A 24,260-nucleotide genomic window follows, 5' to 3' on the forward strand; every position below is an offset into this window, starting at 1 on the left:
AGGTCAGCGCCGAACGCCCGCATCTGAGCACAGTGCGGGCGCTGTAACGCGGCTGTTTCCCACCGGAGCCTCTGGCCCGACGCCTACTCCCCGCCTCCGGCGATCCCGCCGGTGCTCGGATGCAGCTTGCCGCGCGCCTGCGCCGGCGACGCCTCGCCGTCCATCACTTCCGGCCGCAATGCCTCCAGCGGCCGCTTGCGGGTCTCGATGCCGAGCACGGCAACCGCGATCGCCTGCACGACCAGCAGCCCGGCCACGACAGAGACGACGCCGGTGACGCCGAACCGGGTGAACAGCTCGACCACGATGAACGGCGTCACGATCGACATCAGGCGACCCGCGGTGTTGCAGATGCCGGACCCGCGCATCCGGAGCTCGGTCGGGAACAGCTCGGGGATATAGAGCCCCCAGGCCAGTGCCAACATCACCGCCACCGTGAAGACCAGCAGGAAGCCGATCACGACGAACGCAACGGGATTGATGAACATCGGATAGATCAGCCCGAGCCCGGCGGCGGCGAGCGACAGCACGATCAGCGACGGCTTGCGGTCGATCTTCTCGCCGATCCACATGCCCGACAGCGTGCCGAGCGGGCTGCCGAGCGTCATCAGCATGGTGTAGCCGAGCGATGACGACAGGTTGATGCCCTGCTTGACGAAGAAGGTCGGGATCCAGGCGATGAAGCCGTAGACCGCGGTGTTGAGCCCGATCAGGATCACGCAGCCGACGACGGTGCGCGCAATCAGCGCGCGCGAGAACAGCCGCGTGAAGCTGACGTCCGGCTGCACCGGCGCGGGCTGATAGGCCGGAGCCGGCAGCGTCCTGCCCTTGCCGACCTCCTGCTCGATCGCCGTCAGGACGGCCTCCGCTTCCGCGCTCTTGCCCTGGGTCTCGAGCCAGCGCGGCGATTCCGGCAGCGAGCGCCGCAGGAACCAGACGATCATCGCGCCGATGCCGCACAGCGCGAACATCCAGCGCCAGCCGAGATGCGGGATGACGACCCAGCCGACCAGAGTTGCGACGAACAGCGCGCCATTGGTGCAGGTCGCAAGCGCCGCGCCCCAGCGGCCGCGCTGCTGCGGCGGGATGAATTCGCTGAGCACGACATAGCCGACGACGATCTCGGCGCCGAGCCCGAGCCCCATCACGAAGCGCGCCGCGATCAACCAATTCATCGACGGCGCAAGCGTCGCCGCCAGCGCGCTGATGCCGAAGATCAGGAGGTTGGCCTGGTAGGCGAATTTGCGGCCAAAGCGGTCTCCAGCAACGCCCGCCAGCCAGGCGCCGATCAGCATTCCGACAAAGGTCGCGGAGATGAAGCGCGCATTCTGGGCGAGGTCGGAATATCCGGACTGCACCAGCGCACCAAGAATGCTGCCGGCGAGGAAGATCTCGAAGCCGTCGACGAACAGTCCGGCGCCGATCAGCGCGAAGATCCGGTAGTGAAATCCGGCGATCGGCAATCTGTCGAGCCGCCCACCCGCGTTGACGCCTGTCGTGGTCAATTCAGCCTCCCTGATTTTGATTTTGTTTTGATCGTTGTCTGCGTCGAATTTTGTGCCGTTCTATCCGGTCGAGACGCGCGCCTCCTCGTCGGCGCTTGCATGCACGGCCTGCGGCCGCGGCAGACCGAGATTTTCGCGCAGGGTGTCGCCCTGGTACTCGCGCTGGAACAGGCCGCGGCGTTGCAACTCGGGCACCACGAGGCGCACGAAGTCCTGATAGGTGCCGGGCACATGGGTGGCGGCGATGACGAAGCCGTCGCAGCCGCCTTCCGCGAACCAGCGCTCCATCTGGTCGGCGACTGCCTTGGGCGAGCCGACGAAGGTCGGCAGCTCGGCGAGCGTTCCCCGGCCGCTGAACTGGACGAAGTCGCGCGGGGTCGGATTGGGCTTGCCGCAGAGGTTCATGACGCGGTCGCGGATCGCTTGCAGCCCGCTGATCGAGGCGAGCTCATCGGACGTGAACGGCTCGTCCATCGGCTTGGCCGCGAAGTCGTAGTTCAAGACCTCCGACAGCAGCGTCAGCGCGTCGATCGGCTTGGCGAGGGCGTTGATCGTCGCGAATTTGTCCTCGGCCTCGGCCTGGGTCTCGGCGACAACCGGATAGACCGCCGGCGCGATGCTGATGTCCCTGCCCGTCTTGGCGAGCGTTCCCTTCAAATCGGCATATTGCTTCTTCGCAATGTCGAGATTGGGATAGATCACGAAGATCAGCTCGCCCCAGCGTGCCGCGAACGTCTTGCCACGGCCGCTCTGCCCGGCCTGGATGATCACCGGATGCCCCTGCGGCGAGCGCGGCACGGTAAACGGCCCGCGCGAGCGGAAGAACTGCCCGTGATGGTCGAGCCGGTGGACCTTGGCCGGATCGGCGAACAGCCCGCTCTCGCGGTCGAAGCTGACCGCGCCGTCCTCCCAGCTGTTCCAGTGCCCGAGCACGACCTCCATGAACTCATCGGCGCGGTCGTAGCGCAGATCGTGGCTGAGATGCTGCGAGGCGCCGAAATTCGCGGCCTCGGAGTCATTCAGGGAGGTGACCACGTTCCAGGCGGCGCGGCCGTTCAGCAGCAAATCCATGGTCGCGAACACGCGCGCGACGTGGAACGGTTCGTAATAGGTGGTCGAATAGGTCACACCGATGCCGAGCCGCTCGGTCGCCAATCCCATCGTCAATGCAACCGAGACCGGATCGAGCTTTGCCGCGCGCACGCCGTGACGGATGGTCTCGCGGAAATCGTCACCGAAGCGATCGGGGATCGCGAGCCGGTCGTCGAAAAAGGCGAGATGGAATTTGCCGTGCTCCAGCGTGCGGCCGATCTCCTGATAATAGTCGCGGGAGAACCAGTTCGGCTTGGAGTCCGGATGGCGCCACGAGGCGGGATAGTTCGAGCAATTCTGGGCTTGCAGGAAGCCGATCAGTTTCATCTGCCTGGTCATGGCGTCGTTCTTTCGTGGCCGCGGAAGAATAGATTCATGTCAGATCACCCCGTCGCTGCGCAGCGCGGCGAGCGCCGCCGCCGTCGCGCCGGCAAGCGAGGTCAGGATCTCGTCGGTGTGAGCGCCGAGCGCCACGCCGGCATGTTTGAACTGCGGCGGCGTGCGGGACATTTTTGGCATCGCGCTCGGCACCGCGATCGGCCCGGCGCGCGAGGGCACCTCGGCGATGTTGCCCCGGGCGCGGTATTGCGGGTCGGCAAAGATGTCCGCGATGCTGTAGATCGGCCCGCAGGGCACGTCGTAGCGCTCGCATTCCGCGAGCGCCGTTTCGAGCGGCATGGAGCCGATCCAGGCGGCGACCATGCCATTGACCTCCTCGCGCCGTTCGAGCCGGCCGGCCATCGCCGCATAGCGCGGATCGGTCGCAAGTTCCGGCCGCTGCATCGCCTGCGCCAGGCGCTCGAACATCTTGTCGCTCGAACAGGCCAGCGCCACCCATTTGCCGTCGGCGGTCTGGTAGTGGCTGTGCGGCACGACGTTGACCGTGTCGGCGCCGAGCCGCTCGCGGACGAAGCCGGTCTTCGCAAACACAGTCGCCATCTCGTCGAGCAGCCGGAACACCGATTCATAGAGCCCGATGTCGACCACCTGGCCGTGTCCGGTGGCGTCGGCATGACGCAGCGCCAGCAGCACGCCGAGTGCGCCCCAAAGCCCCGAGATATAATCGGCAAGCGAGGTCGAGCCCGGCATCACCGGCTGCCGTCCCGCCTCGCCGGCGAGATAGGCGAGCCCGCTGAAGCCGTGCGCGATCCGGGCAAAGCCGGGCTTGTCGCGCAGTGGGCCATCCTGCCCGTAGGCGCTGATGCGCAGCATCACGAGCTTTGGGTTGATCTCGGCGAGCGCCTCGAAGCCGAGGCCCCATTTTTCCAGCGTGCCGGGCCGGAAATTCTCCAGCACGACGTCGGACTGGCGAACCAGCTCGCGGAACAGCGCAGCACCCTGCGCACTACGCAGGTCGAGCGTGACCGACTTCTTGTTGCGGGCCTCGCTGAGCCAGACATAGGTGTCGCCGCATTCGCTCGGCGTGCCGAAGCGGCGCAGCGGATCGCCGGAGCCCGGCTGCTCGATCTTGATCACCTCGGCGCCAAAATCCGACAGCACCGTGCCGCAGAACGGCGCCGCCACGAAGGTCGCGATGTCGAGCACGCGAATGCCCGCCAGCGGTGGCTCATGCGACATCGCGTGCTCCTTCCCTCCCCGCGACGGCCAGGATCGCCTCTTGGCGGTCGATGATCGCCTGCGCACGCTTCAGCACGGCGAGATCGATCAGCACGCCGTCCTGGCCGAAGGCCCCGTCGCCGCCGGCACTGGCGGATTGAATCTTCGCCGTGATCTCGCGTGCCCAGGCGATCTCCCGCGCCGTCGGTGAGAACACCTCGTTCGCGGTCTCGAGCTGCGACGGATGGATCGCCCATTTGCCCTCGAAGCCGAGCGCGGCGGCCCGCGCAGCGCTGGCGCGAAAGCCCGCGGCGTCGCCGAAATTGGCGTAGGGGCCGTCGATCGCCCGCAGGCCGTGGGCGCGGCAGGCATTGGCGATGCGGGCGAGCGCGAAATGCCACTGATCGTTCCAGTGCACATGCCGTGTACCGCTTTCGCCGGCATCGGTGAGAACAGCGTAGCGCGGATCTGAGGCGCCGATGACCTCGCCGCAGGTGCGCAGGTCGATCGAATAGTCGCCGATGCCGAAGATGACCGCCTCCAGCCGCTCCGACGCCTGCACGATGTCCTCGACATTGGCGAGGCCGAGCGTGGTCTCGATCAGGATCTCGATGCCGAGCGGCCTTGCCCGCGGGAACTCGCGTTCGAGGCCGGTCAGCAATGCGTCGACGAAGCGGACGTCGAAAGGCGTGCCGACCTTCGGCACCATGACGAGGTCGAGGCGCGGCGCGCGGCTGACGATCTCGATGATGTCGCGATGCGCCCATTCGGTGTCGAGGCCGTTGATCCGCACCGCCAGCGTCTTGCTGCCCCAGTCGATCCGGTTCAGCGCCTCGATCGCGAGCTCGCGCGCCTCCACCTTGCGCGGCGGCGCAACCGCGTCCTCCAGATCGAGAAAGATGAAATCGGCCGCGCCACTGGCCGCGCGTTCGAAGAAATGGGTCGAGGTCGCGGGAACCGCGAGCTCGGAACGCTGGACGCGGCGCGTGCGCGGCTTGGTGACGGTGAAGGACATTGGAGCATCTTTTCTGCATCGCGCCGCAGGATCGTCTCCCGCGGCCAACGCAAACATGCTAGATGTCCAGCACTGATCTTTCTAACGAGATTATCTTAAGAACTGTTCAGTTCCTCCGATTAATCGGCGGATCGCCGCAAGAGGCCAATCGATGTCGCAGATCAATTTCAAGCTGCTGCACATGTTCATCGCGGTTGCCGAGAACAAAAGCTTTCGTCAGGCCTCCGAGCAGCTCAATCGCTCGCAATCCGCGGTCAGCATGCAGATCAAGCTCCTGGAAGACCAGGTCGGCGCCGCCCTGTTCCACCGCACCACGCGGCGCGTCGAGCTGACCGCCGAGGGGCTGCAACTGCTGACCCATGCGCGGCGCGCGCTCGGTGAATGGGAGAACGGCTTGCGCGAGATCCGAGAGGTGATCGACATCCAGCGCGGCACGCTGTCGCTCGCCTGTGTGCCGACCATTGCCGCGACCATCCTGCCGCAGGCGCTGCATGCCTTCCAGGCGAGCTATCCCGGCATCAACATCAATCTGCGCGAGCTTGCGGCGGAAGATATGTTGGACTGCCTGCGCCGCCGCGAGGCCGATTTCGGCATCGGGCCGGAGATGGAGGGTTCGACCGAGTTTCAGTTTGCGCCGCTGTTCAACGATCCGATCTATGCGCTGGCGACAAAAGCGTTTCCGTTTCGCAAGCGCAGCGCAGTCGACCTCACCGAATTGTCCGCCTACCCGATCCTGCTCAATTCCAAATCGGCGGCGTTGCGCTCGATGCTGGAGCGCGCGCTCGCGGTGCGCAACCTGCAAATGAAGATCAAATTCGAGGTCGAGCACAGCTATACGCTGGCCGCGCTGGCCGGCGCCGGCCTCGGCGTCGGCATCCTGCCCAAGGTGGCCCTGCCGCGACCGGTCAGGAAAACGATGCAGGCGCTGCCGATCGTCAATCCGACGCTGGAGCGCACCGTCTGCATCGTCTCGCTGCGCGGACAATCATTCTCGCCGGCTGCGAGCGCGCTGACGTCAGTGGTTCACAAGTTCCTCAAGCCGCGCTCCTGAGCCGCTGCATTCACGTCGATCATCTCACCGGAGCGAGCGCGCGGAATGCGCCGCCGAAATAGACCAGCGGCGCCTCGCCCTCACGCAGATGCATCGCGCGGACCGCGCCGACGAAGATCGAATGCGTGTCATGCGCATGCTCGTCGATCAGTTCGCAATCGAGCCCGATCAGCGCGGCCTTCAGGATCGGCGCGCCCGTTGCAAGCGACAGCCAGCCATCGCCGTCGCCGAAACGATCGTCCCGCTCGATGCCGCGGCGGCCCGCGAACACGTTTGCCAGTTCCGCCTGGTCGGCATGGAGCATGTTGACGCCGAACGCCGCCGTGCGCCGGATCAGCCCATGCGCACTCGCCGAGCGGTTGACGCAGGCGATCAGCCGCGGCGGCGTGTCCGACAGCGAGCAGACCGATGTCGCGGTCATCCCGGTCCGGTCGCCTGGCCCGCCCGCGGTCAGGATCGTCACGGCGCCGGCATGATGGCGCATGGCCGCGCGATAGGACGCAGGGTCGACGCCAGCGTAAGGCGGAGCGGCGGTTCGCGAGGCTGAAGAAAGCAGGTTGCTCGGTGCGTTCATCTGACGGTTCCACGCTCGGTGACGACGAAGCCGATCCTATAGGCCAGCCGGATCGATCGCAGAAACGCAAATATCTAACCAGTTGTTCAGCTTACCCGATCAATGCCCGCCGGCCGCGCGCGTCCAGAGATAGCGGACATCCGGCTCCTTCTCCTCGTTGCGGCTGCCGTCGTTTTCCTCGACGGACACAAAGCCGCGCGCCTCGTAGAAGCGACGCGCCCGCGCGTTGCGCTGAAATGTCCAGAGTTGCAGCCGGTCCGCGCCCTGCTGCGCGGTCGCGAGCAGCGCGCCGCCGATCCCGTGCCCCTGCGCGGCCGGCAGCACATAGAGCTGTTCGATCCAAACATCCGCTCGCGATAGAACCAGCGGTCTTCGTCGGGCGTGTGCAGGCCGGCGAGCCAGGGCAGCGCATCGTCGAACGCCGCACGATGCACACGCGCGGCAGCGTCCATGTCGGCGAGCGCGAGCGGCCTAATACTCAATCCCGAACTCATCGTAGAGGCGGCGGAACACGGCCGGCAGTACTTCGGTGAGATCCTCGGCGATCAGCCCGGGCCCCGCCTCGCTGCCGCCCTCACCGTGCAGCCACACGCCGATGCTGGCGGCCTCGAAGGCCGCGACGCCCTGCGCCAGGAAGCCCGCGATGATGCCGGACAGCACGTCGCCGGCGCCCGCCGTGGCAAGCCACGGCGGCGCGTTGGCGGCGATGGTGGCGCGGCCGTCGGGAGAAGCGATCACCGTATCGGCGCCCTTCAGCAGCACCACCGCGCCGGAGCGCTCGGCCGCCGCACGCACGCGCTCGAGCTTGGAGCGGCCGGGATGCTTGTTGGAGATGTCGCTGAACAGCCGCGGGAACTCGCCCTCATGCGGGGTGAGCACCACCTGCTGACCGTCGCTCGCCTTGATCGCCTCGAAAAGCCGGTCGGGCGAACCGGCAAAACTCGTCAATGCGTCGGCGTCCAGCACCAGATGCCGCTGCGCCGACAGCGCGGTGTGCACGAAGTCGCGGGTACGTGCGCTGACGCCGGCACCGGGACCGATCACGCAGGCATTGAGGCGCTTGTCGTCGAGCAGCTCGGCGAACTGGATCGGGTTGTCGACCGCGCGCACCATCACCGCGGTCAGCGCCGCCGCGTTGACAGCAAGCGCATCGCGCGGCGAGGCCAGCGTCACGAGACCGGCACCGGCGCGCAGCGCTGCGCGCGCGGCGAGCCGCGCCGCGCCGGTCGAGGCGATATCACCCGAGACCACGACGGCGTGGCCCCTCGCGTATTTGTGGCCGTCGATCCGCGGCACCGGAAACGACCAGCGCCAGGCTTCCGGCGCATTCTCCGCGGTCAGCGGCTTGATCTCGTCGAGCACCTGCGCGTCGATGCCGATATCGGCGACGCGGACCCGGCCGCAATACATCCGCCCTGGCAGCAAGAGATGCGCGGGCTTCTTGCGGAAGAACGTGACGGTTTCGGTCGCCTGCACCGCCGCGCCCAAGACAGCACCCGTGGTGCCGTTGATGCCGCTCGGCAGGTCGACCGCCAGCACCGGCGTACCGTTGGCATTGATCGCCGCAATCATCTCCAGCGGGTCGCCCTTCACCGGACGGTTGAGCCCGGCGCCGAACAGCGCGTCGATGATCAGCGCCGGCTTGCCGAGCGCCTGGGGGTTGAACGGCAGCACCGGATACTTCCAGCCCTTCGCCGCCAGCGCCGCGTCGCCCTGCAGGCTGTCGCGCTCGCAGAGCAGGATCACCGAGACCTCGCGGCCCCGCGCGGCGAGCTCGGCGGCGGCGACAAAGCCGTCACCGCCATTGCTGCCGCGGCCGGCGACCACGACGATCGGACCCTCCTCGACCAGGTCCATCGCCGCTTCCGCGACGGCCTGGCCGGCGCTCATCATCAGCGCGAAGCCCGGCGTGCCGGCGGCGATGGTCAGCCGGTCGGCACGCTCCATCTCGGTGGTGGTCAGAACGTCCATGCCGAATCCTCAATCGCTTCGCCTTTTCGAGAGGCAATTCCTGTGACGTTCGCAGGGTTTCTACTGGCCGTTTGCATATAGATTGATCTATTTGCCTATTTGTTGGGCTTGGATATCATAGCCCATGTGGTTCGATATCAGCCGATTGCCTGTTAAAAGGCTGATAACATTCCGAAATCGGGGACCTTAACAACTTGGCATAGACCCTGCTTTTGAGGAAGCCGTGCACAAGGCCGCTCGATGCGACCATTGCGCGTGTTTCCGGCCACCGGCCGGAAGGCTTAAGACCAACCAGACTGCGCCCCACGCGCATCGAACTCGACCCTGCAATCTGCAATGCCCGGGAGGCGCTCAGTGAAGAAGATTGAAGCCATCATCAAGCCCTTCAAGCTCGACGAGGTGAAAGAAGCGCTCCAGGAAGTCGGACTGCAAGGCATCACCGTCACCGAGGCCAAGGGATTTGGCCGCCAGAAGGGCCACGCCGAGCTCTATCGCGGTGCGGAATACATCGTCGACTTCCTGCCCAAGGTGAAGATCGAGATCGTGATCGGCGACGACCTGGTCGAGAAGGCGATCGACGCGATCCGCCGCGCGGCCCAGACCGGGCGGATCGGCGACGGCAAGATCTTCGTCTCCAACATCGAGGAAGCCATCCGCATCCGGACCGGCGAATCCGGGCTGGACGCTATTTAAGGGCGGTGCTATCCGGAATTTCTGACGGCAAAAGAGAAAAAAGGCTGCTTCGGCAGCCTGATTTCGTTTGAGTAGTCACACGAACTCGCCAAAAGCGGGAATAACGTCGCTCTCCGCTGGAAACCGACCCGCACATCATAAGGGGTATTCATGAAGACCGCCAAAGACGTCCTGAAATCGATCAAGGACAACGACGTCAAATACGTCGACCTGCGCTTCACCGATCCGCGCGGCAAGTGGCAGCACGTCACCTTCGACGTCAGCATGATCGACGATGACATCTTCGCCGAGGGAACGATGTTCGACGGCTCGTCGATCGCCGGCTGGAAGGCGATCAATGAATCCGACATGTGCCTGATGCCCGACCCGGTGACCGCGACGATCGACCCGTTCTTCGCCGAGACCACCATGGTCATCACCTGCGACGTGCTCGAGCCGACCACCGGCGAGCCCTACAACCGCGACCCCCGCGGCATCGCCAAGAAGGCCGAGGCGATGGTGAAGTCGATGGGCGTGGGCGACACCGTGTTCGTCGGCCCCGAGGCCGAGTTCTTCGTGTTCGACGACGTGCGCTACTCCGCCGACCCCTACAACACCGGCTTCCGCCTCGACTCCTCCGAGCTGCCGATCAACTCCTCGACCGAATATGAGGGCGGCAACCTCGGTCACCGCATCCGCACCAAGGCCGGCTACTTCCCGGTGCCGCCGCAGGACTCGGTGCAGGACATGCGCTCCGAGATGCTCGGCGCGATGGCCAAGATGGGCGTCAAGGTCGAGAAGCATCACCATGAAGTCGCCTCTGCCCAGCACGAGCTCGGCATGAAGTTCGACACGCTGACGCTGATGGCCGACCATATGCAGATCTACAAGTACTGCATCCACCAGGTCGCGCACATCTACGGCAAGACCGCCACCTTCATGCCGAAGCCGGTCTATGGCGACAACGGCTCGGGCATGCACGTCCACCAGTCGATCTGGAAGGACGGCAAGCCGACCTTCGCCGGCAACAAGTATGCCGACCTGTCGGAGACCTGCCTGCACTACATCGGCGGTGTCATCAAGCACGCCAAGGCGATCAACGCCTTCACCAACCCGTCGACCAATTCCTACAAGCGTCTGGTCCCGGGCTATGAGGCCCCGGTGCTGCTCGCCTACTCCGCGCGCAACCGTTCGGCGGCCTGCCGCATCCCCTACACCGCGAACCCGAAGGCCAAGCGCGTCGAGGTGCGTTTCCCCGACCCGATGGCCAACCCCTATCTCGGCTTCGCCGCGATGCTGATGGCCGGCCTCGACGGCATCAAGAACAAGATCGATCCGGGTCCGGCGATGGACAAGGACCTCTACGACCTGCCGAAGGAAGAGCTGAAGCAGATCCCGACCGTCTGCGGCTCGCTGCGCGAGGCGCTCGAGAGCCTCGACAAGGATCGCGCGTTCCTCAAGAACGGCGGCGTGTTCGACGACGACTTCATCGACGCCTATATCGAGCTGAAGATGACCGAGGTCGCGCGTTTCGAAATGACCCCGCATCCGGTCGAGTTCGAGATGTACTACTCGCTGTAAGCTTTGCAGCACTGACGAAATGCGAAAGGCGCTTCCACCGGAAGCGCCTTTTGTTTTTGGAGGTATCCGTCATTGCGAGGAGCGAAGCGACGAAGCAATCCATGCGTCCGCGCCTGCGGAGAGATGGATTGCTTCGCTTCGCTCGCAATGACGATGTGGTGAAAGCCTCGGTTACGCCTTCACCTTCGCGACCCGCCGGCCGCCGGCATCGAGCGCCCCGAACTTGCCCGCGATCATGTCCGGCGTCGGCATCATGCCGCCGACCGACCAGCTCGCCGGCTCGCCCTCCTCGATCTTGACCCAGACGTTCCTCCGGAAGTCCGGGTCGCCCTGGCCTTCGACCTCGACCATGAGGTCGGTGACGCGCTCGAGCAGCGCCTTCTTCTGCGCAACATCGAAAATGCCGCGGACGGTGGAAATGGTGACGTAAGGCATGGTCTCTCTCCATTGCTGAGGGTGTGACAACGGAGCGAAGATGGACCGGCGAGCCGCGAACAGGCAGTGGCCGATCAGACAGAGATCGGGCAATATCTGCCACCGCCGATCTTCGCCGATCGGATAGGATGACGGCAAACTCCGGAGGTCTCATGAAGCTCGCGATCCTCGCGCTGGAAGGCTGCATGCAATCGGCGGTCGCCGGCATTGCCGACATCCTCACGCTCGGCAACCATGTGATGGCGCTGCGCGGCGGCAAGGCGCGGTTCAGCTGGCAAACGCTCTCACTCGATGGCAAGGCGGTGCGCGCCGGCGGCGGAAAGTTGCTCGCCGTCGATGGCGCCGTGAGCAAGCGGACGGCATTTGACGCGATCATCGTGCCGGGCAGCCTGGTCGATCATCTGACCGCCGAGCGTCTGCAGCCGCAATACGACCGCGCCGGCGCCTGGCTGCGCCAGCAACATGCCAGCGGCCGGCTGATCGGCGCCTTCTGCAGCGGCGTGCTGCTGCTCGCCAATGCCGGCCTGCTCGACGGCCGCCGCGCCACCATCACCTGGTGGCTGCAAAGCGAACTGCGCCGCCGCCATCCCAGGATCGATCTCGCCAGCGACGCCGTCATCACGCAGGCCGATCGCCTGGTCTGCGCCGCCGGCCCGATGTCATGGGTCGATCTCTTGCTGCGGCTGATCGAGCTCGTCGAGGGCGCGGAGGTCGCGAAAGTCTGCGCCGATTATGCCGTGATCGACACCGCGCAGCGCACGCAGGCGATCTTCATGCCGCTCGGCTACATGCTCGGACAGGATCCGCTGCTGATCAAGGCGGACATGCTGGTGCGCCGCACCGGCAAGGCGCCGATCACCGTGCGCGGTCTCGCGCACGCGCTGGGCCTGAGCGAACGCACGCTGAACCGCCGCTTCCGTGAATTGACCCACGAGCCGCCGCAGGCCTTCATCATGCGGCGCCGTGTCGAGCACGCCCGCACGCTGCTGGAGACGACGGCGCAGCCGATCAAGGCGATCGCCCGCGCCACCGGCTACGAGGACGAGAGCAGCTTTCGAAAGGCCTTCCGCAAGCTGACGCTGTTGTCGCCGCAAGCCTACCGCGCGCAGCGCACGATGCACGCAGCGTAGTGGGATTTCCGGAAGACTACGGTCAGTAACGCTGACAAACCCGGCGGGGTGGCGCGACATCGCACGCAAGGCGCGAAATTCGGAATCGACAACATCTGAGGTCGGGTGTTCACTGATCGTAAGGACCCGGAAGCGGCCTGCGATAAAAGCAGACACATTCATTTGTGCATGGGGAGAAACGAGATGTCTTTCGTCGCACGACGAATGGCGGCGCTTTCGACCGCCATCATCATTCTCGCTGTCTGTGCGGACAGCGCCTTTGCCCAGAAGAAATACGACACCGGTGCAACCGATACTGAAATCAAGATCGGCAATATCATGCCCTACAGCGGCCCCGCGTCGGCCTACGGCACCAACGGCCGGGCCCAGGCAGCCTATTTCCGCAAGGTCAATGCCGAAGGCGGGATCAACGGCCGCAAGATCAATTTCATTACATACGACGACAGCTACAGCCCGCCGAAAACGGTCGAGCAGGCGCGCAAGCTGGTCGAAGGCGACGAGGTCTTGCTGATCTTCGCCGCGCTCGGCACCGCCTCGAACAGCGCCATTCAGAAGTACATGAACACGAAGAAGGTGCCGCAGCTATTCATCCAGACCGGCGCGACCAAGTGGAACGATCCGCAGAGTTTTCCGTGGACCATGGGCTGGCAGCCCAGCTATCAGGCCGAGGGACGGATCTACGCCAAACACATCCTGAAGGAAAAGCCGGCGGGCAGGATCGCGGTGCTCTACCAGAACGACGACTACGGCAAGGACTATCTCAAGGGCCTGAAGGACGGTCTCGGCGACAAGGCAGCGGCGATGATCGTGACCGAGGACGCGTATGAGGTGGCCGAGCCGACCATCGACACGCATATCGTCAAGATGAAATCGCTGAATGCCGATGTCTTCGTCAACATCGCCACGCCGAAATTCGCCGCGCAGGCCATCAAGAAGGCGGCCGAGATCGGCTGGAAGCCGCTGCACATCCTGAACTCGGTCGGCTCCTCGATCGGCGCCGTGATCCAGCCGGCCGGCTTCGAGAATGCACAAGACATCATTTCAGTCGCCTACCTGATGGATCCGCTCGATCCGCAATGGAAGAACGATCCCGGCATGAAGGCGTTCGACGAGTATCTCTCCAAATATTTCCCGGAAGCCAATCGGGCCGACAGCCTGGTGATGACAGGCTACAATGCCGCCCAGACGCTGGTTCAGGTGCTGAAGCAGTGTGGCGACGACCTCACCCGAGCGAACGTGATGAAACAAGCCGCCAACCTGAAGGCCTTCCGGACCAGCAACCTGTTGCCTGGAATCACGATGAACACCAGTTCAATCGATTTCGCGCCGATCAAGCAGATGCAGCTCAGAAGACTGAAAGGCGAGAGATGGGAGCTGTTCGGACCCTTGCTCAGCGCGGAAGTCGGAGGGTAGCCAGCCTCAGCCGCTCGCCGCGCCGCCCAAGATGTCCGAGCACTAACCCGTTGTTGCGAGGAGCTCGCGATGCATGCGTCACTGGCCAGTGACGCTGACGCGACGAAGCAATCCATGCATCCGCACACGCGGAGAGATGGATTGCTTCGCTTCGCTCGCATTGACGCTATTGGCTTAACTCGGCGAACGCCTACACCCTGAACAGCTTGGCGTAGCGCGCCTTGATTTCCTCGGACTGTGCCTGCACCTGGGCTGGATCGGCCTTCAGCATCTTCAGCTTGTCGAGCGGCACGTGGCCGGCCTTCTCCATCACCTTGCCGTGGAACGAGCGGTGCGCGAATTCGTCCGCCAGCATCTGTTGGGTTTCAGCGCTGAAGAAATAGCTCTGGAACAGCCGCGCCGCATTCGGGTTCGGTGCGCTCTTGAAGATGCCGCTCGGCACGATGATCAGCGGCGCACCTTCGGCTGGATAGACCACCTCGACCGGCTTGCCCTGATCCTTGGCGAGCACGAGGTTGTAGTCGTTGCCGTCGGCCATCACGGCGCGCTCACCGAGCAGGATCTTCTTCGGCGGATCGGCCGCCGATTGCACCTGCATCACCCGCTGCTGCGAAAGCTTCTCCAGATACGGCCAGCCGAGATCGCGCGCCAGCACGAAGGTCGCAGTCATGATCGCGCCGGAGTAGCTCGGATGGCCCTTGACGATCTTGCCGCGCCACTTGGGATCGAGCAGATCGGCGTAGCTCTTCGGCGCCTCCTCGCGCTTCACCTGCTCGGTGTTGTAGCCGATCACCTCGAACCAGGCGCAGGATGTCGCCGAGGTGCCGTCAGGATCGATCTGGTCGGTCGGAAAATGTTTTGCGACGTCTTCCGGGATGTAGGCCGCGAGCCAGTCGTTCTTCTTCCAGTCGAGGTAATGCGCCGGATCGGTCGAGTTGGCGACGTCGACGGCGTGGATACCGCTGCCCTGCTCCTGCGCGATGCGCTGGAAGATGCGTTCGGCGCCGGAGCGTTCGACGCGAACGCTGATGCCCGGATATTTCTGCTCGAAGTCGCGCGCCAGGCGCTCGGCCGTGTTCAGCTCCAGCGCGCTGTAGAACGAGATCTTGCCCTCTTTCTTCGCCGCGGCGATCAGCTCCGGCGTCACGGCTTCCGCCGGCGGCGCCGCCGCGCGCAGCGGTTCGGCGAACGCCATGCCGGCCGCGGTCGCCGCCGTCACCTTCAGCCAGTCGCGCCTCGACCATTTGCGGTCCTGCATCCATCTACTCCCTGAAATCGGGCCGTTGACCGGCCGCGCCATTGTTGCGGGAGCGATGATAGCGCGGAGCGTGGGTGGAGCGAAGCGATACCAATCCTACGACCGCCAGCTTTGGCGCAACACCCGCATCCAGTTGTCGAAAGCGATCTTGCGCAGCGTGGCGTCATCGAAGCCGCGCACCCGCAACGCCTGGATCAAATTCTGCAGATGGCTTGCGTCCCTCAGCGGACGCGGCATCACCGCACCATCGAAATCGGATCCCAGCGCGACGTGATCGTCACCCATCCGCTCGACCAGGTAGCCGAGATGGCTGGCGACCGTCTCGATCGGGGCGTCCGGATCACGGTGCCCGTCAGGGCGCACCTCGGACACACTGAAATTGAAACCGACGACGCCGCCCGATGCCTTGACGGCGTCGAGCTGCCGGTCGGTCAGGTTGCGGGTCGCAGGACATATCGCATGCGCGCAGGCGTGGGTGACCACGATGGGCGCGGTGCTGATCGCCGCCAGATCCCAGAAGCCGCGCTCGTTGAGATGGGCGGCGTCGACCATGATTCCGAGTTCGTTGCAGGCTTTCACAAGCGCCTTCCCGGCGTCGGTCAGGCCGGGACCGGTGTCCGGGGAGCGCGGATAGGCGAACGGCACGCCATGGCCGAAGATGTTGGGCCGGCTCCACACCGGGCCGAGCGAACGCAACCCGCGGGCGTAGAGCCGCGCCAGCCCATCGAGGTCGGCGTCGATCGCTTCGGCGCCCTCGAGGTGCAGCACGATCGCAAACACAGCGTCCCGCCGTGCGGCCGCGATCGCTTCCACGGTCGTCGCCCACCGGATTGTTCCGCCGGCACGGGCCACCATGGCTTCCAGCCCGCTCAGCTGGGCATCGATCGTGCGGCGCGCATAGGCCGCATCGATCGGCTCTGCGAGACGCACCTCGTATCCATCGGCGGTTCGCGAAAAATCGCCTTGTCGCGGATGTTCTGCCTTGGCGTACATCGCGAACAGGCCGCCAACCATGCCGCCTTCCCGGGCGCGCGGCAGATCGAGGTGGCCTTCCTCCGAACGCACCAGGAAATCCCGTCCATCTTCCCGGTACTCGACGAGGTGCTGGGCCGCGTCATTGTGGCCGTCGAAGATCGCGATCTTGATGTGATCCTGCACCGCTCTGCTCTCCTTCGCCGAACCGATTGTAGTCAGTAGGGTGGGTGGACCGACTTGTCCGCCGTAGCTCGAAGAGCGAAGGCGGAAGCGATACCCATCATCTCTCCCTGCAGCCGAAAAGTTGATGAGTTTCGCCGCGCTTGAGGCGGTTCGCGAAGGCGTCCTCGGCTGAAGTCGCCCAGCGGCGTCTCGCTGGAACCGGTCGGCTGCCGGCACTGCTCCGGACCGGCTCGCCAGCAGGGGTGCCGCCGGCAGCTTGAGGAATGGAAGGACGGTCGCCGTTCGCCCATCGGGCGGACGGCGGCTGGCGACCACGCCGAGCCGGCAACATCAGTGCAAATCTCCGGTAAACTCGTCATCAAGCAACCGGCTCAAGGAAGGACGTTGAGAGACGAGGTCGAGGCATAAGCTGAGTCTCGCCAGACCTTGCCTAATAAAGGCGGGAATTTTTGCCGTCATGGCATCCGGCGGCTCTACGCCGGTTTCCCGATTTTCAGCCCGAACGATGGCAATCTGCTTCTGGCTCGACTGCAAACTTTCTATTTCATCTCTGATATCCGGCTGCCGGAAACATTCGAACAGCGCCACGCCGAATTTTTGCGCGTCGAAATCCTTCACGCCGCGAAGTTGGGCAATGGTTTCGATTTTAAAACACAAGAACAAGGCGTTTTCATCATAAGTGAGCGAGTCAGTGACGGCGTAGCATGACCGCTCCAAATCCCGGGCAGGATCATCGGTAGCAAAATTCTGCCTAAGATCGTCGTCACGGGACATGGACATTCGGGCACCTGTTTCCAGCTTCATCGCAACCGAAAGTGTCTCTGACGACCCAAAATTTTCGCGGCGACGAAGCGTCGCGTACCCAGCTTCACCGCGCATTGCGCGAGGGCTTGCGGCTGGTAATGCCCGGCACTTGGCTTTGACCCTCGGTTCACAGCGAGCGTTCGCATTATTCCACTAGCCACCTGACGACGATGGCTGCTGTGGCCGGAAAGCGGCCACGCTACGCGTGACAAGTGCCGTCAGCTCCGCTTGCCGGTTGGTGTCTGTCTTTACGAAAATTTGCTTGAGGTGTGCGCGCGCAGTCTGGAGCGCAATGCGCCGCCGGGCGGCGATTTGTTCCAGCGAGAGGCCGCGGCCGAGGTCGGCCGCGATGGCTGCTTCTGTCCGTGTGAGGCCGAACAAATCGCGCAAGCAGGTGGTCGAAATGGCCGGGAATTCCGGATCGCTTAGAAAAACAAGTGCAAAAGGGGTGGACGCGGAAAAGATACCGGTTGGACGCAACGGCGCAGCCGACAGCGTTAGGGGCAGTCGATCCGCGCGAGGAATCGCCATAGCTGTCTTCGGCTGCTCCGGCCGACCGGCTGCCGTCCTGATGCAGGCACGGACGAGATGGATAAGCTGCTCGTGAACGACCGGCGAGCGGATGTGCAGCCGACCGGACAGAATGCCGACAACTGTTTCGACACGCAGGATGCCCTCGGCCATAGGATTGGCGTGGAGAACGCGGCAGGACTGGTCCACGACCAGCACGCCTGTATGCAGGCGATCCAGCGTTGCCAACGCCGCCGCATGCCCGATGGAGGACAGGCGCCGGCCAAGTTGAAGGGCGCGCCGAAGGTGTGGCAGGAAAATGGTGGCCTTGTGCTGATCAGCGCGCGTGTAGGGCTGCGCTCCTTTCGGGCGATGAATCCCGAGAACGCCGATCGCGTCGTCCCCAGCGGAAAAAGCGGTGCCGACGACATGGAAGATGTCGAGCTCGCGCAGCCATTCCTGGTAGAAGCCGCTTTTGAGCTGCTCCTCTGGGGTCACGAGGTCATGGTCGGTCACGATCGTCGACAGTCCATACGGAATGGTTCGTTGTAGCCATAGATCCCGCCGGTGCCAGTCTTCCGCCCACCCGCGGCGACTGTCCGGTACCATCATGTTCTCCGTGCATTCGAGCAGATGCACATCCGGCCCATTGTGCAACTTCAGGACCGCGCTGCGGGAGTCGAAGGCTTCTGCGATTTTCGGGGCGAGCCCGGCCCACAGTCGACCATCGATTGCGGCATCGTAGAGATGGTCGATCAGGCCCGACAGCCGATCATCGAAGTGGTCGTGTGGTTGGGCCATGTTCGGCATGCATCGGTTTTGCGGTAATGACCTCGGCGACATCGCATGTCGACCGGTCTCCGGCATATCTCCGGCAGACATCTTCCGTTCGAAGCAAGCTGACTTAAAGATTTCAGTTGTTCAAGAGGCGTTCCATCAATGCCGCGGAATTCATCGTCCGGTTGAGCCAATCTGTGAATGCCTGACGATCGCAGCGAGGGCAGCAGGAAAGTTTGCTGAAGGTTTCTGCCAATGTTACCGGCCTCGGCGGGTGTCTTGTCTCCGCTCGTCCTGTGTCGGGCAACTGGACAACGTGTTCTACCCCAAATAGGGTATGATACAATTCTACAACCGCTTTATGGGTAACCCGGTTTCGGATTGCGGGGATCATTCAATGAAGCTCATTGTCGTAATAGCCGCGTCGTGTATGGGCTTCGTTGTCAACCTATCGGCCGTCCGCGCCGATGAAGAAGCGGTCGCCGCCGCCCAAGCTTCCATGGAACAGGGCTGCGAGCAAATGGCAGCTAAGCTACCGTTTCGCGTAGCTCATGAGTCAGTCGCGACGATCTGTACCGAGGTCGCTCGTAAGACAGTCGAGAAAATACGCGGCGGCATGTCGCCGGAGGCAGCCTCGAAGGATGCCGGAACCTATCTCGTGACGGAGCTGCGACGCATAGCTTGCAGACCAGGCAAGCCCCAAGAGGGATGCAACAACTGAAAGAGAGGGCAGCGGCGAAGGCGACGCGCTTCACAGTCAAGAGCCGCCCGTCATGACCTTCGTTGCAGCAGATGTTTGTTGGCCAATGCCACATGAGTGGTTAGCGAAAATTTGAGGAACTCACCATGACAAAGACGCGGAGCCTTGCAATTGCTTTCGTCGTAATTTCTGCACCGCTAGGGATCGCCACCAGCTCTACGCTTGCTAAAGACGGCCCGCCATCGCCATCGCCATCGCCCTCGATAGAACTAGTTCAGCTCCCCGCGTCATGCGATTGCGATGCGCGCTATCGGAATTGCGTCCAGGCAGCACGCGAGCCCGGTGGATTCTTAAACGAGCGGATGGCTCTGCAATACTGCAGCTACGAACGGCAAGAATGCAAAAAGGCTTGCGCCCATTAGCCACCCCTTTGTCGTGAATTCAGGTACGCCGCGACCCATCATCCAATCCTCAAAGGTACGAGCCGCGGCCGAAAAGTTGATGGGTTTCGCATCGCTTACCCATCATCCTACGGGCTGCCCTCAATCAGCCGGCAGCTTGCGGATTATTGACCGCCAACTGAGCCGCGAAGGCCCGCTTGTACGCGGGCCGCGCTTCGCCGCGGGCGACGTAGGCAGCCAGGACTGGATGCCCCTCGAGCATGCCCGAAGGCTTCAGCCGGAGCAGCACCGACACCATCATCAGGTCGCCCGCGCTGAATGCACCATCGAGCCAATCGGCCCCGCCCAGACGCACCGACAGCTGGTCCAGTCGCTGCCGGACGCGATCCTTGACCAGTGGCAGGCGTGCCTCGTGCCACGGCTTGTCGCGCTCGAACAACCATGCAGTTACGAATTCGAGGATTGGCGGCTCAACCGTGTTGAGTGCAGCGAACATCCACGAAATCGCGCGCGCCCGGGCATGCGCGTCATCAGGCAACAAGCCGGCATGGCGCTCGGCGAGGTGGAGCACGATTGCACCCGTCTCGAACAGAGCGAGACCGTCCTCTTGATAGGTCGGTATCTGGCCGAACGGATGCAGCGCCAGATGCTCGGGCTCCTTCATCGCAGCAAACGAAAGGAGGCGAACCGCGTAGGGTTGCTCAACCTCTTCAAGCGCCCATCGAACCCGCGTATCCCGTGCCAGTCCCTTGCCGCCGTCGGGCGACCGCTCGAAGGCGGTAATCGTGATGGTCATTGCAGGCTTCTCCCCGGCGGGCTTGCCGGCTGCGCAGCTGTTGTGGATCGCGGTGCGGGATGATCACCACGCCCGTCGCGCCGGTCAGCGCGTCCCGAACCTAGCTTTTTTCCGGGGGATTCTCGCGCAGGAAACGTTCGAGATCGGGCTGCACGGAGTATGGCTGCGGAACCGGATCGCCCTGGAAATCGACCTGAAGATCAAGGCAGCGCCGCAGCATCCGCGCCAGCTCGCCGCGCCGATAGGGTTTGGTCAGCAGCGGAATGCCATGACCGCTACGTCCCTGCTGGGCCGGCAGCGCGCCGTCGCTGTAGCCCGAGGTGAACAGCACCCGCAGCGACGGCCGTCCCGCCATCAGCGTATCCGCCAATTGCCGGCCGTTCATGCTGCCGGGCATCACGATGTCGGTGAACAGGAGATCGAACGCGGTGCCGCTGCCAACGATCGCGAGCGCGGCATCCGCGTTTGCCGCGACCAGCACCTTGTAGCCGAGGCTTTCGAGCTGGCCGGTGACGTAGTCGCGGATCGTAGGGTCATCCTCGACGCAGAGGATGGTCTCGTCGCCGCCCCTGACCGGCAGATCGTCCTCCTCGGCCGCGCGCTGCGTGATGCCGTCCGCCTTGGGCAGATAGATCCTGAATGTGGTGCCGCGCCCCTGCTCGCTCCTGACCTCGATGCCGCCGCCGCTCTGCTTGACGAAACCGAACACCATGCTGAGCCCGAGCCCGGTGCCCTGCCCGACCTCCTTGGTGGAGAAGAACGGATCGAATATCTTCTCCAGATGTGCCGGCGAAATCCCGGTCCCGGTGTCGGTCACCTCGATCACGAGATGGTCGCCGGCGCGCTCGACGCCATGCGCCACCGCATCGGGAATCCCGAGCTGGATGTTGCGGGTCGCAAACGTCAGCGTGCCGCCGTCAGGCATGGCGTCGCGCGCATTGATGCCAAGATTGACCAGAGCCGCGCCGAGCTGGCTACGGTCGACAAAGGCGAGCCAGGCGCTGCGGGCAAGCTCCGTCCTGATCTCGGTCTGCGAACCCAGCGTCTGCGACAACAGCCGCACCACCTCGCCGACCAGGTCATTGACGTCGGTCTCGGCGGGCTGCAACGGCTGCTTGCGCGCGAAGGCCAAAAGGCTCGAGGTGAGCTGCGCGCCGCGATCCGCGGCATCGCTGATCAGCTTGGCGATCGCGGCGAGCTGCGGGTTGTCCTTGACCCCGTCGGCGAGGATCTCGATCGTGCCGGTGATCACGGTCAGCATGTTGTTGAAGTCGTGTGCGATGCCGCCGGTCAACCGCCCGAGCGATTCCGTCTTCTGCGCCTGGATCAGCTGCTCCTCGGCGATCCGGCGCTGGGTGACGTCCCTGACAAAGGAATTGATGATCCAGCCATCGCCGCGGCGCAGCGCATTGAGCGACACCTCGACATGGAACCGGTGGCCGTCGCGATGCACGGAGGCGGTTTCATAGCGCATGCCCATGCCGCCGCCGCCCCCGGCCTCCTGCAGGAAGCGGGTGATGCGCTGGCGATGCGCGACGCGGAGCTCCTCCGGGAATACCAGCTCGACCACGCGATAGCCGACCGCCTCCGAGCGCGTCCAGCCGGTCAGCGCCTCGGCCTGCGGGCTCCAGTCGAGGATGATGCCGTCCTGATCGGTCTGGACGAAGGCGTCGAGCGCCGTCCTGATGATCGCCTGCGCCACCTGCTCGCTCTCGACCAGCGCCTGATGCGCCCGCCGTTGCGCGGTGACGTCGTGCAGCACGGCGACCGCGCCGCGCAGATTGCCGGCATCGTCGCGCAGCGGCCGGGCGTTGGCGACGAGGTAGACAGCCGGTTCCGGCCCGTCGGGCTTTACGATCAGCTCGAAATCGTCGACGTCATGGCCGCGCAGCGCCCGCGCCATCGGCGTGTCGGGGATCGGCATCACGGTGGTGCCGTCGGCATAATAGTTCTGGAACCTGCGAACGCCGCTGATGGTGTCAAACCCGGGCTCGACACCGTACAGCCGCCGCGCCGCAGCGTTGACGATGACGACCATCCCGTGCTCATCGGCGACCACCACCGGATCGCGGATGCTCTCGACGGTCTTCTCCAGCAAATGCTGCCGGCTGCCCAGTTGCGCCGACAGCTCGGCAAGCGTCGCGGAAAGCTGGGCCGTCTCGTCGTTGCCCCCCACCACCATCGGCATCTGCTGGCCGCGCGACAGCGCCTCCGCCGCCCGCACCAGCTGGGCGGGCTTCCCGGACAGCGATCTCGCAATCAGCTCAGCCGTCATCAACACCACCACAACCGCGCCGCCCGCGAGCGCAACGCCCGGCCAGGTGACGCCATGGATGAAGCCCAGCGCAAACAGCAGCGCGACGACGGGAAGCATCATTCCCATCGCCAGACGGCCCGACAAATTCATCACGACCAACTCATCGTGTCGGCAGCACCGGAAAATGGAAAAGGAAAATCAGTATCGGAAAGGATCGTCGGCGCCGGGGCAAAATATCCGGTGGCTAGCCCCTGTTGCTTAGCCGAGTCCGGCGCCCCAATCCGCCACTTTCGTATCCGTATTAGTACGGAGAAAGAACAGTTTCGGCGCGTGCCCGATGCCCGCATCCGCGGGGCCGGCCCAGTCTCTCTGGCGCTTGGCGGCGCTCTCAATGCCGCCGTCCGGAACCGGACCGTCGCGCTGTCCTGACGACGCCGAACCAGACCCCGATTCTCGGGCCCGCGGGGTGCATAGGCCGGAGGCAGCGCTGCCATCGCTTCAAGCGCAGCCACCCCGTATCATTGCGGTCCAACAAGATCTCGGCCAAAATCCCGGACAGTTCCGGAGGTGTGAGCTGATAGGAAAAAGCCGATGTGACGTGCAGGCTGCACGCTCATTTTCGGGTAGGCTGCAAATACCCCACCTGCGTGCCGTTGAATGTTAGCTCGCCGAAGAGCGGATCCGCTCTCATGGCGGGCGAGGCGCATTTGATGCGGAGCACAAAATGGATTCCATGCTGGACGACGAGGTCGTGAAGGGGCGGCTCGCGAGCTTGGAAGAGCAGCTTTCGAATTTCGCGCGCGAAGCTGAACTCAGTCCTTCGGGCCCGCCGACCGGCGTGAAAGCGTTTCGCGCGCGGCCGGCAACGTTTCATCGATTGGCCGATTGGCGCCACCTTGCTGTTATCGTTTCTCTGTTGGCAGCATCCATTGGTGGCGCTGCCTGGTGGTGGTCGTCATCCGGTGAGACGCCGATGGTGGCTCCCGCCGGCCCCTCACCTGTTGCGCAAACCACGCCGAAAGACGCTACACCGAAGGACGCTGCGCCGACTGCCGCTGCACCTTCGTCCGACCCGGCTCAGCAGCTCGCGTCGATGGCGCGCGATCTCGCCGCCTTGAGGCAAGCGGTCGTACAGCTTGAGGCGAGGCAACAACAATTGGTCCGCGACAATGAAGACGTAGCAAGCCAACTCAAGGCGAGTCAGGCGGAATTGACGCGCAACAACGCTGTCATCGACCAGATCAAGGCAAGCCAGACTCAGATGGCGCGCGAAAGCCAGGCGATCACCGACCGGCTCAACGCAAGCCAGGAGCAACTGGCCGGTGTCATTGCCAACACGTCAGTGCCAAAGGTGGCGCCCGAAGAGCCAAAGGTGAGCTCCGAACAGCCGAAGGTGAGTCCTGAACAAGCAACGGCAACCCCGGACATAGCAATACCACGCCCGCCAATACCGCGCCCGCGGCCGTCGAGCAGTGTCGCCCAGACGCGCAAGCCGGCGCCGCCCCCGGCGCGGCCGCGCGCCAACAACCCGCAACCGTCGCCATGGCCATGGTCGGCGCGTTGATGCGAGTTATGGTCGCTCCGCGATAGCTAAAGAGAAAAT

The 24,260-nt window shown here is 64.2% G+C and carries 21 protein-coding genes and 1 pseudogene; 8 read left to right on the forward strand and 14 right to left on the reverse strand.

Annotation, left to right across the window (positions count from 1 at the left end):
* Positions 1-83 precede the first annotated feature (83 nt).
* From BI327_RS00710 to BI327_RS00725, 4 genes are read right to left on the reverse strand one after another with little or no spacing between them, the layout of a single operon-like run.
* Positions 84-1,505: an MFS transporter gene (locus BI327_RS00710; RefSeq protein ID WP_174683023.1), complete on the reverse strand. Its 1,422-nt coding sequence runs from the start codon at positions 1,503-1,505 to the stop codon at positions 84-86.
* A gap of 60 nt (positions 1,506-1,565) precedes the next feature.
* Positions 1,566-2,936, reverse strand: a complete 1,371-nt coding sequence (locus BI327_RS00715) for an LLM class flavin-dependent oxidoreductase (RefSeq protein WP_076857776.1) — start codon at positions 2,934-2,936, stop codon at positions 1,566-1,568.
* Positions 2,937-2,975: 39 nt separating this feature from the next.
* Positions 2,976-4,175: a CaiB/BaiF CoA transferase family protein gene (locus tag BI327_RS00720; protein ID WP_076857779.1), complete on the reverse strand. Its 1,200-nt coding sequence runs from the start codon at positions 4,173-4,175 to the stop codon at positions 2,976-2,978.
* A complete protein-coding gene (locus tag BI327_RS00725; protein WP_076857781.1) occupies positions 4,165-5,169 on the reverse strand; it encodes an HpcH/HpaI aldolase/citrate lyase family protein in 1,005 nt (334 codons plus the stop codon). Before BI327_RS00725 ends, BI327_RS00720 begins: the two co-directional genes overlap by 11 nt.
* Positions 5,170-5,320: 151 nt before the next feature.
* Here BI327_RS00725 and BI327_RS00730 point away from each other — a divergent pair, with 151 nt between their 5' ends.
* Entirely contained in the window at positions 5,321-6,220 is a 900-nt protein-coding gene (locus BI327_RS00730; RefSeq protein ID WP_076857783.1) for a LysR family transcriptional regulator, read from the forward strand.
* Between the two features lie 19 nt (positions 6,221-6,239).
* Here the strand turns inward: BI327_RS00730 and BI327_RS00735 are convergent, their stop codons facing one another.
* From BI327_RS00735 to BI327_RS00745, 3 genes and pseudogenes are all read right to left on the reverse strand, one after another.
* Entirely contained in the window at positions 6,240-6,794 is a 555-nt protein-coding gene (locus tag BI327_RS00735; protein WP_083741877.1) for a flavin reductase family protein, read from the reverse strand.
* A 99-nt stretch (positions 6,795-6,893) separates the two neighbouring features.
* Positions 6,894-7,288: pseudogene (locus BI327_RS00740) on the reverse strand (GNAT family N-acetyltransferase).
* A complete protein-coding gene (locus BI327_RS00745) occupies positions 7,266-8,765 on the reverse strand; it encodes a bifunctional ADP-dependent NAD(P)H-hydrate dehydratase/NAD(P)H-hydrate epimerase (protein WP_076857785.1) in 1,500 nt (499 codons plus the stop codon). Before BI327_RS00745 ends, BI327_RS00740 begins: the two are co-directional and overlap by 23 nt.
* Positions 8,766-9,119: 354 nt before the next feature.
* Here BI327_RS00745 and BI327_RS00750 point away from each other — a divergent pair, with 354 nt between their 5' ends.
* A complete protein-coding gene (locus tag BI327_RS00750; protein WP_011441447.1) occupies positions 9,120-9,458 on the forward strand; it encodes a P-II family nitrogen regulator in 339 nt (112 codons plus the stop codon).
* A 150-nt stretch (positions 9,459-9,608) separates the two neighbouring features.
* On the forward strand, positions 9,609-11,018 hold the full coding sequence (gene glnA / locus BI327_RS00755; RefSeq protein WP_076857787.1) for a type I glutamate--ammonia ligase: 1,410 nt from the start codon (positions 9,609-9,611) through the stop codon (positions 11,016-11,018).
* 171 nt (positions 11,019-11,189) lie between these two features.
* On the opposite strand, the gene BI327_RS00760 is transcribed toward glnA, so the two are convergent.
* On the reverse strand, positions 11,190-11,453 hold the full coding sequence (locus tag BI327_RS00760; protein ID WP_076857788.1) for a tautomerase family protein: 264 nt from the start codon (positions 11,451-11,453) through the stop codon (positions 11,190-11,192).
* A 152-nt stretch (positions 11,454-11,605) separates the two neighbouring features.
* Here BI327_RS00760 and BI327_RS00765 point away from each other — a divergent pair, with 152 nt between their 5' ends.
* Together BI327_RS00765 and BI327_RS00770 are read left to right on the forward strand one after the other, a co-directional pair.
* Positions 11,606-12,583, forward strand: a complete 978-nt coding sequence (locus BI327_RS00765) for a GlxA family transcriptional regulator (protein ID WP_076857790.1) — start codon at positions 11,606-11,608, stop codon at positions 12,581-12,583.
* Between the two features lie 183 nt (positions 12,584-12,766).
* Positions 12,767-13,996 carry an ABC transporter substrate-binding protein gene (locus BI327_RS00770; RefSeq protein ID WP_076857792.1) on the forward strand — a complete coding sequence of 410 codons (1,230 nt, stop codon included), beginning with the start codon at positions 12,767-12,769 and terminating at the stop codon, positions 13,994-13,996.
* A 190-nt stretch (positions 13,997-14,186) separates the two neighbouring features.
* Here BI327_RS00770 and BI327_RS00775 read toward each other — a convergent pair whose 3' ends face one another.
* From BI327_RS00775 to BI327_RS00790, 4 genes are all read right to left on the reverse strand, one after another.
* Positions 14,187-15,254, reverse strand: a complete 1,068-nt coding sequence (locus BI327_RS00775) for an ABC transporter substrate-binding protein (protein WP_076857794.1) — start codon at positions 15,252-15,254, stop codon at positions 14,187-14,189.
* 96 nt (positions 15,255-15,350) lie between these two features.
* The gene (locus tag BI327_RS00780) at positions 15,351-16,412 is read right to left on the reverse strand and encodes a dipeptidase (RefSeq protein ID WP_076857796.1); all 1,062 of its coding nucleotides are present in this window, start codon (positions 16,410-16,412) and stop codon (positions 15,351-15,353) included.
* Positions 16,413-16,742: 330 nt separating this feature from the next.
* Positions 16,743-17,291 (reverse strand): hypothetical protein, encoded by a 549-nt coding sequence (locus tag BI327_RS00785; RefSeq protein WP_143271504.1) that lies wholly within the window; start codon positions 17,289-17,291, stop codon positions 16,743-16,745.
* A 78-nt stretch (positions 17,292-17,369) separates the two neighbouring features.
* Positions 17,370-18,536 (reverse strand): helix-turn-helix transcriptional regulator, encoded by a 1,167-nt coding sequence (locus BI327_RS00790; protein ID WP_210191168.1) that lies wholly within the window; start codon positions 18,534-18,536, stop codon positions 17,370-17,372.
* Between the two features lie 364 nt (positions 18,537-18,900).
* On the opposite strand from BI327_RS00790, the gene BI327_RS00795 reads away from it, so the two are divergent.
* Entirely contained in the window at positions 18,901-19,224 is a 324-nt protein-coding gene (locus BI327_RS00795; protein WP_143271505.1) for a hypothetical protein, read from the forward strand.
* 525 nt (positions 19,225-19,749) lie between these two features.
* Here the strand turns inward: BI327_RS00795 and BI327_RS00800 are convergent.
* Both BI327_RS00800 and BI327_RS00805 read right to left on the reverse strand, forming a co-directional pair.
* Entirely contained in the window at positions 19,750-20,400 is a 651-nt protein-coding gene (locus BI327_RS00800; RefSeq protein ID WP_076857801.1) for a glutathione S-transferase family protein, read from the reverse strand.
* A gap of 100 nt (positions 20,401-20,500) precedes the next feature.
* Entirely contained in the window at positions 20,501-22,777 is a 2,277-nt protein-coding gene (locus BI327_RS00805; protein WP_159450390.1) for a PAS domain S-box protein, read from the reverse strand.
* Here BI327_RS00805 and BI327_RS42175 point away from each other — a divergent pair.
* Entirely contained in the window at positions 22,730-23,086 is a 357-nt protein-coding gene (locus tag BI327_RS42175; RefSeq protein ID WP_159450391.1) for a hypothetical protein, read from the forward strand. The genes BI327_RS00805 and BI327_RS42175 overlap by 48 nt on opposite strands.
* A gap of 295 nt (positions 23,087-23,381) precedes the next feature.
* Positions 23,382-24,221, forward strand: coding sequence for a hypothetical protein (locus BI327_RS00810; protein ID WP_076857806.1), 840 nt, complete (start codon positions 23,382-23,384; stop codon positions 24,219-24,221).
* Positions 24,222-24,260: the final 39 nt, after the last annotated feature.

Origin of the sequence: Bradyrhizobium mercantei, from assembly GCF_001982635.1 — a bacterium.
Lineage (GTDB): Bacteria > Pseudomonadota > Alphaproteobacteria > Rhizobiales > Xanthobacteraceae > Bradyrhizobium > Bradyrhizobium mercantei.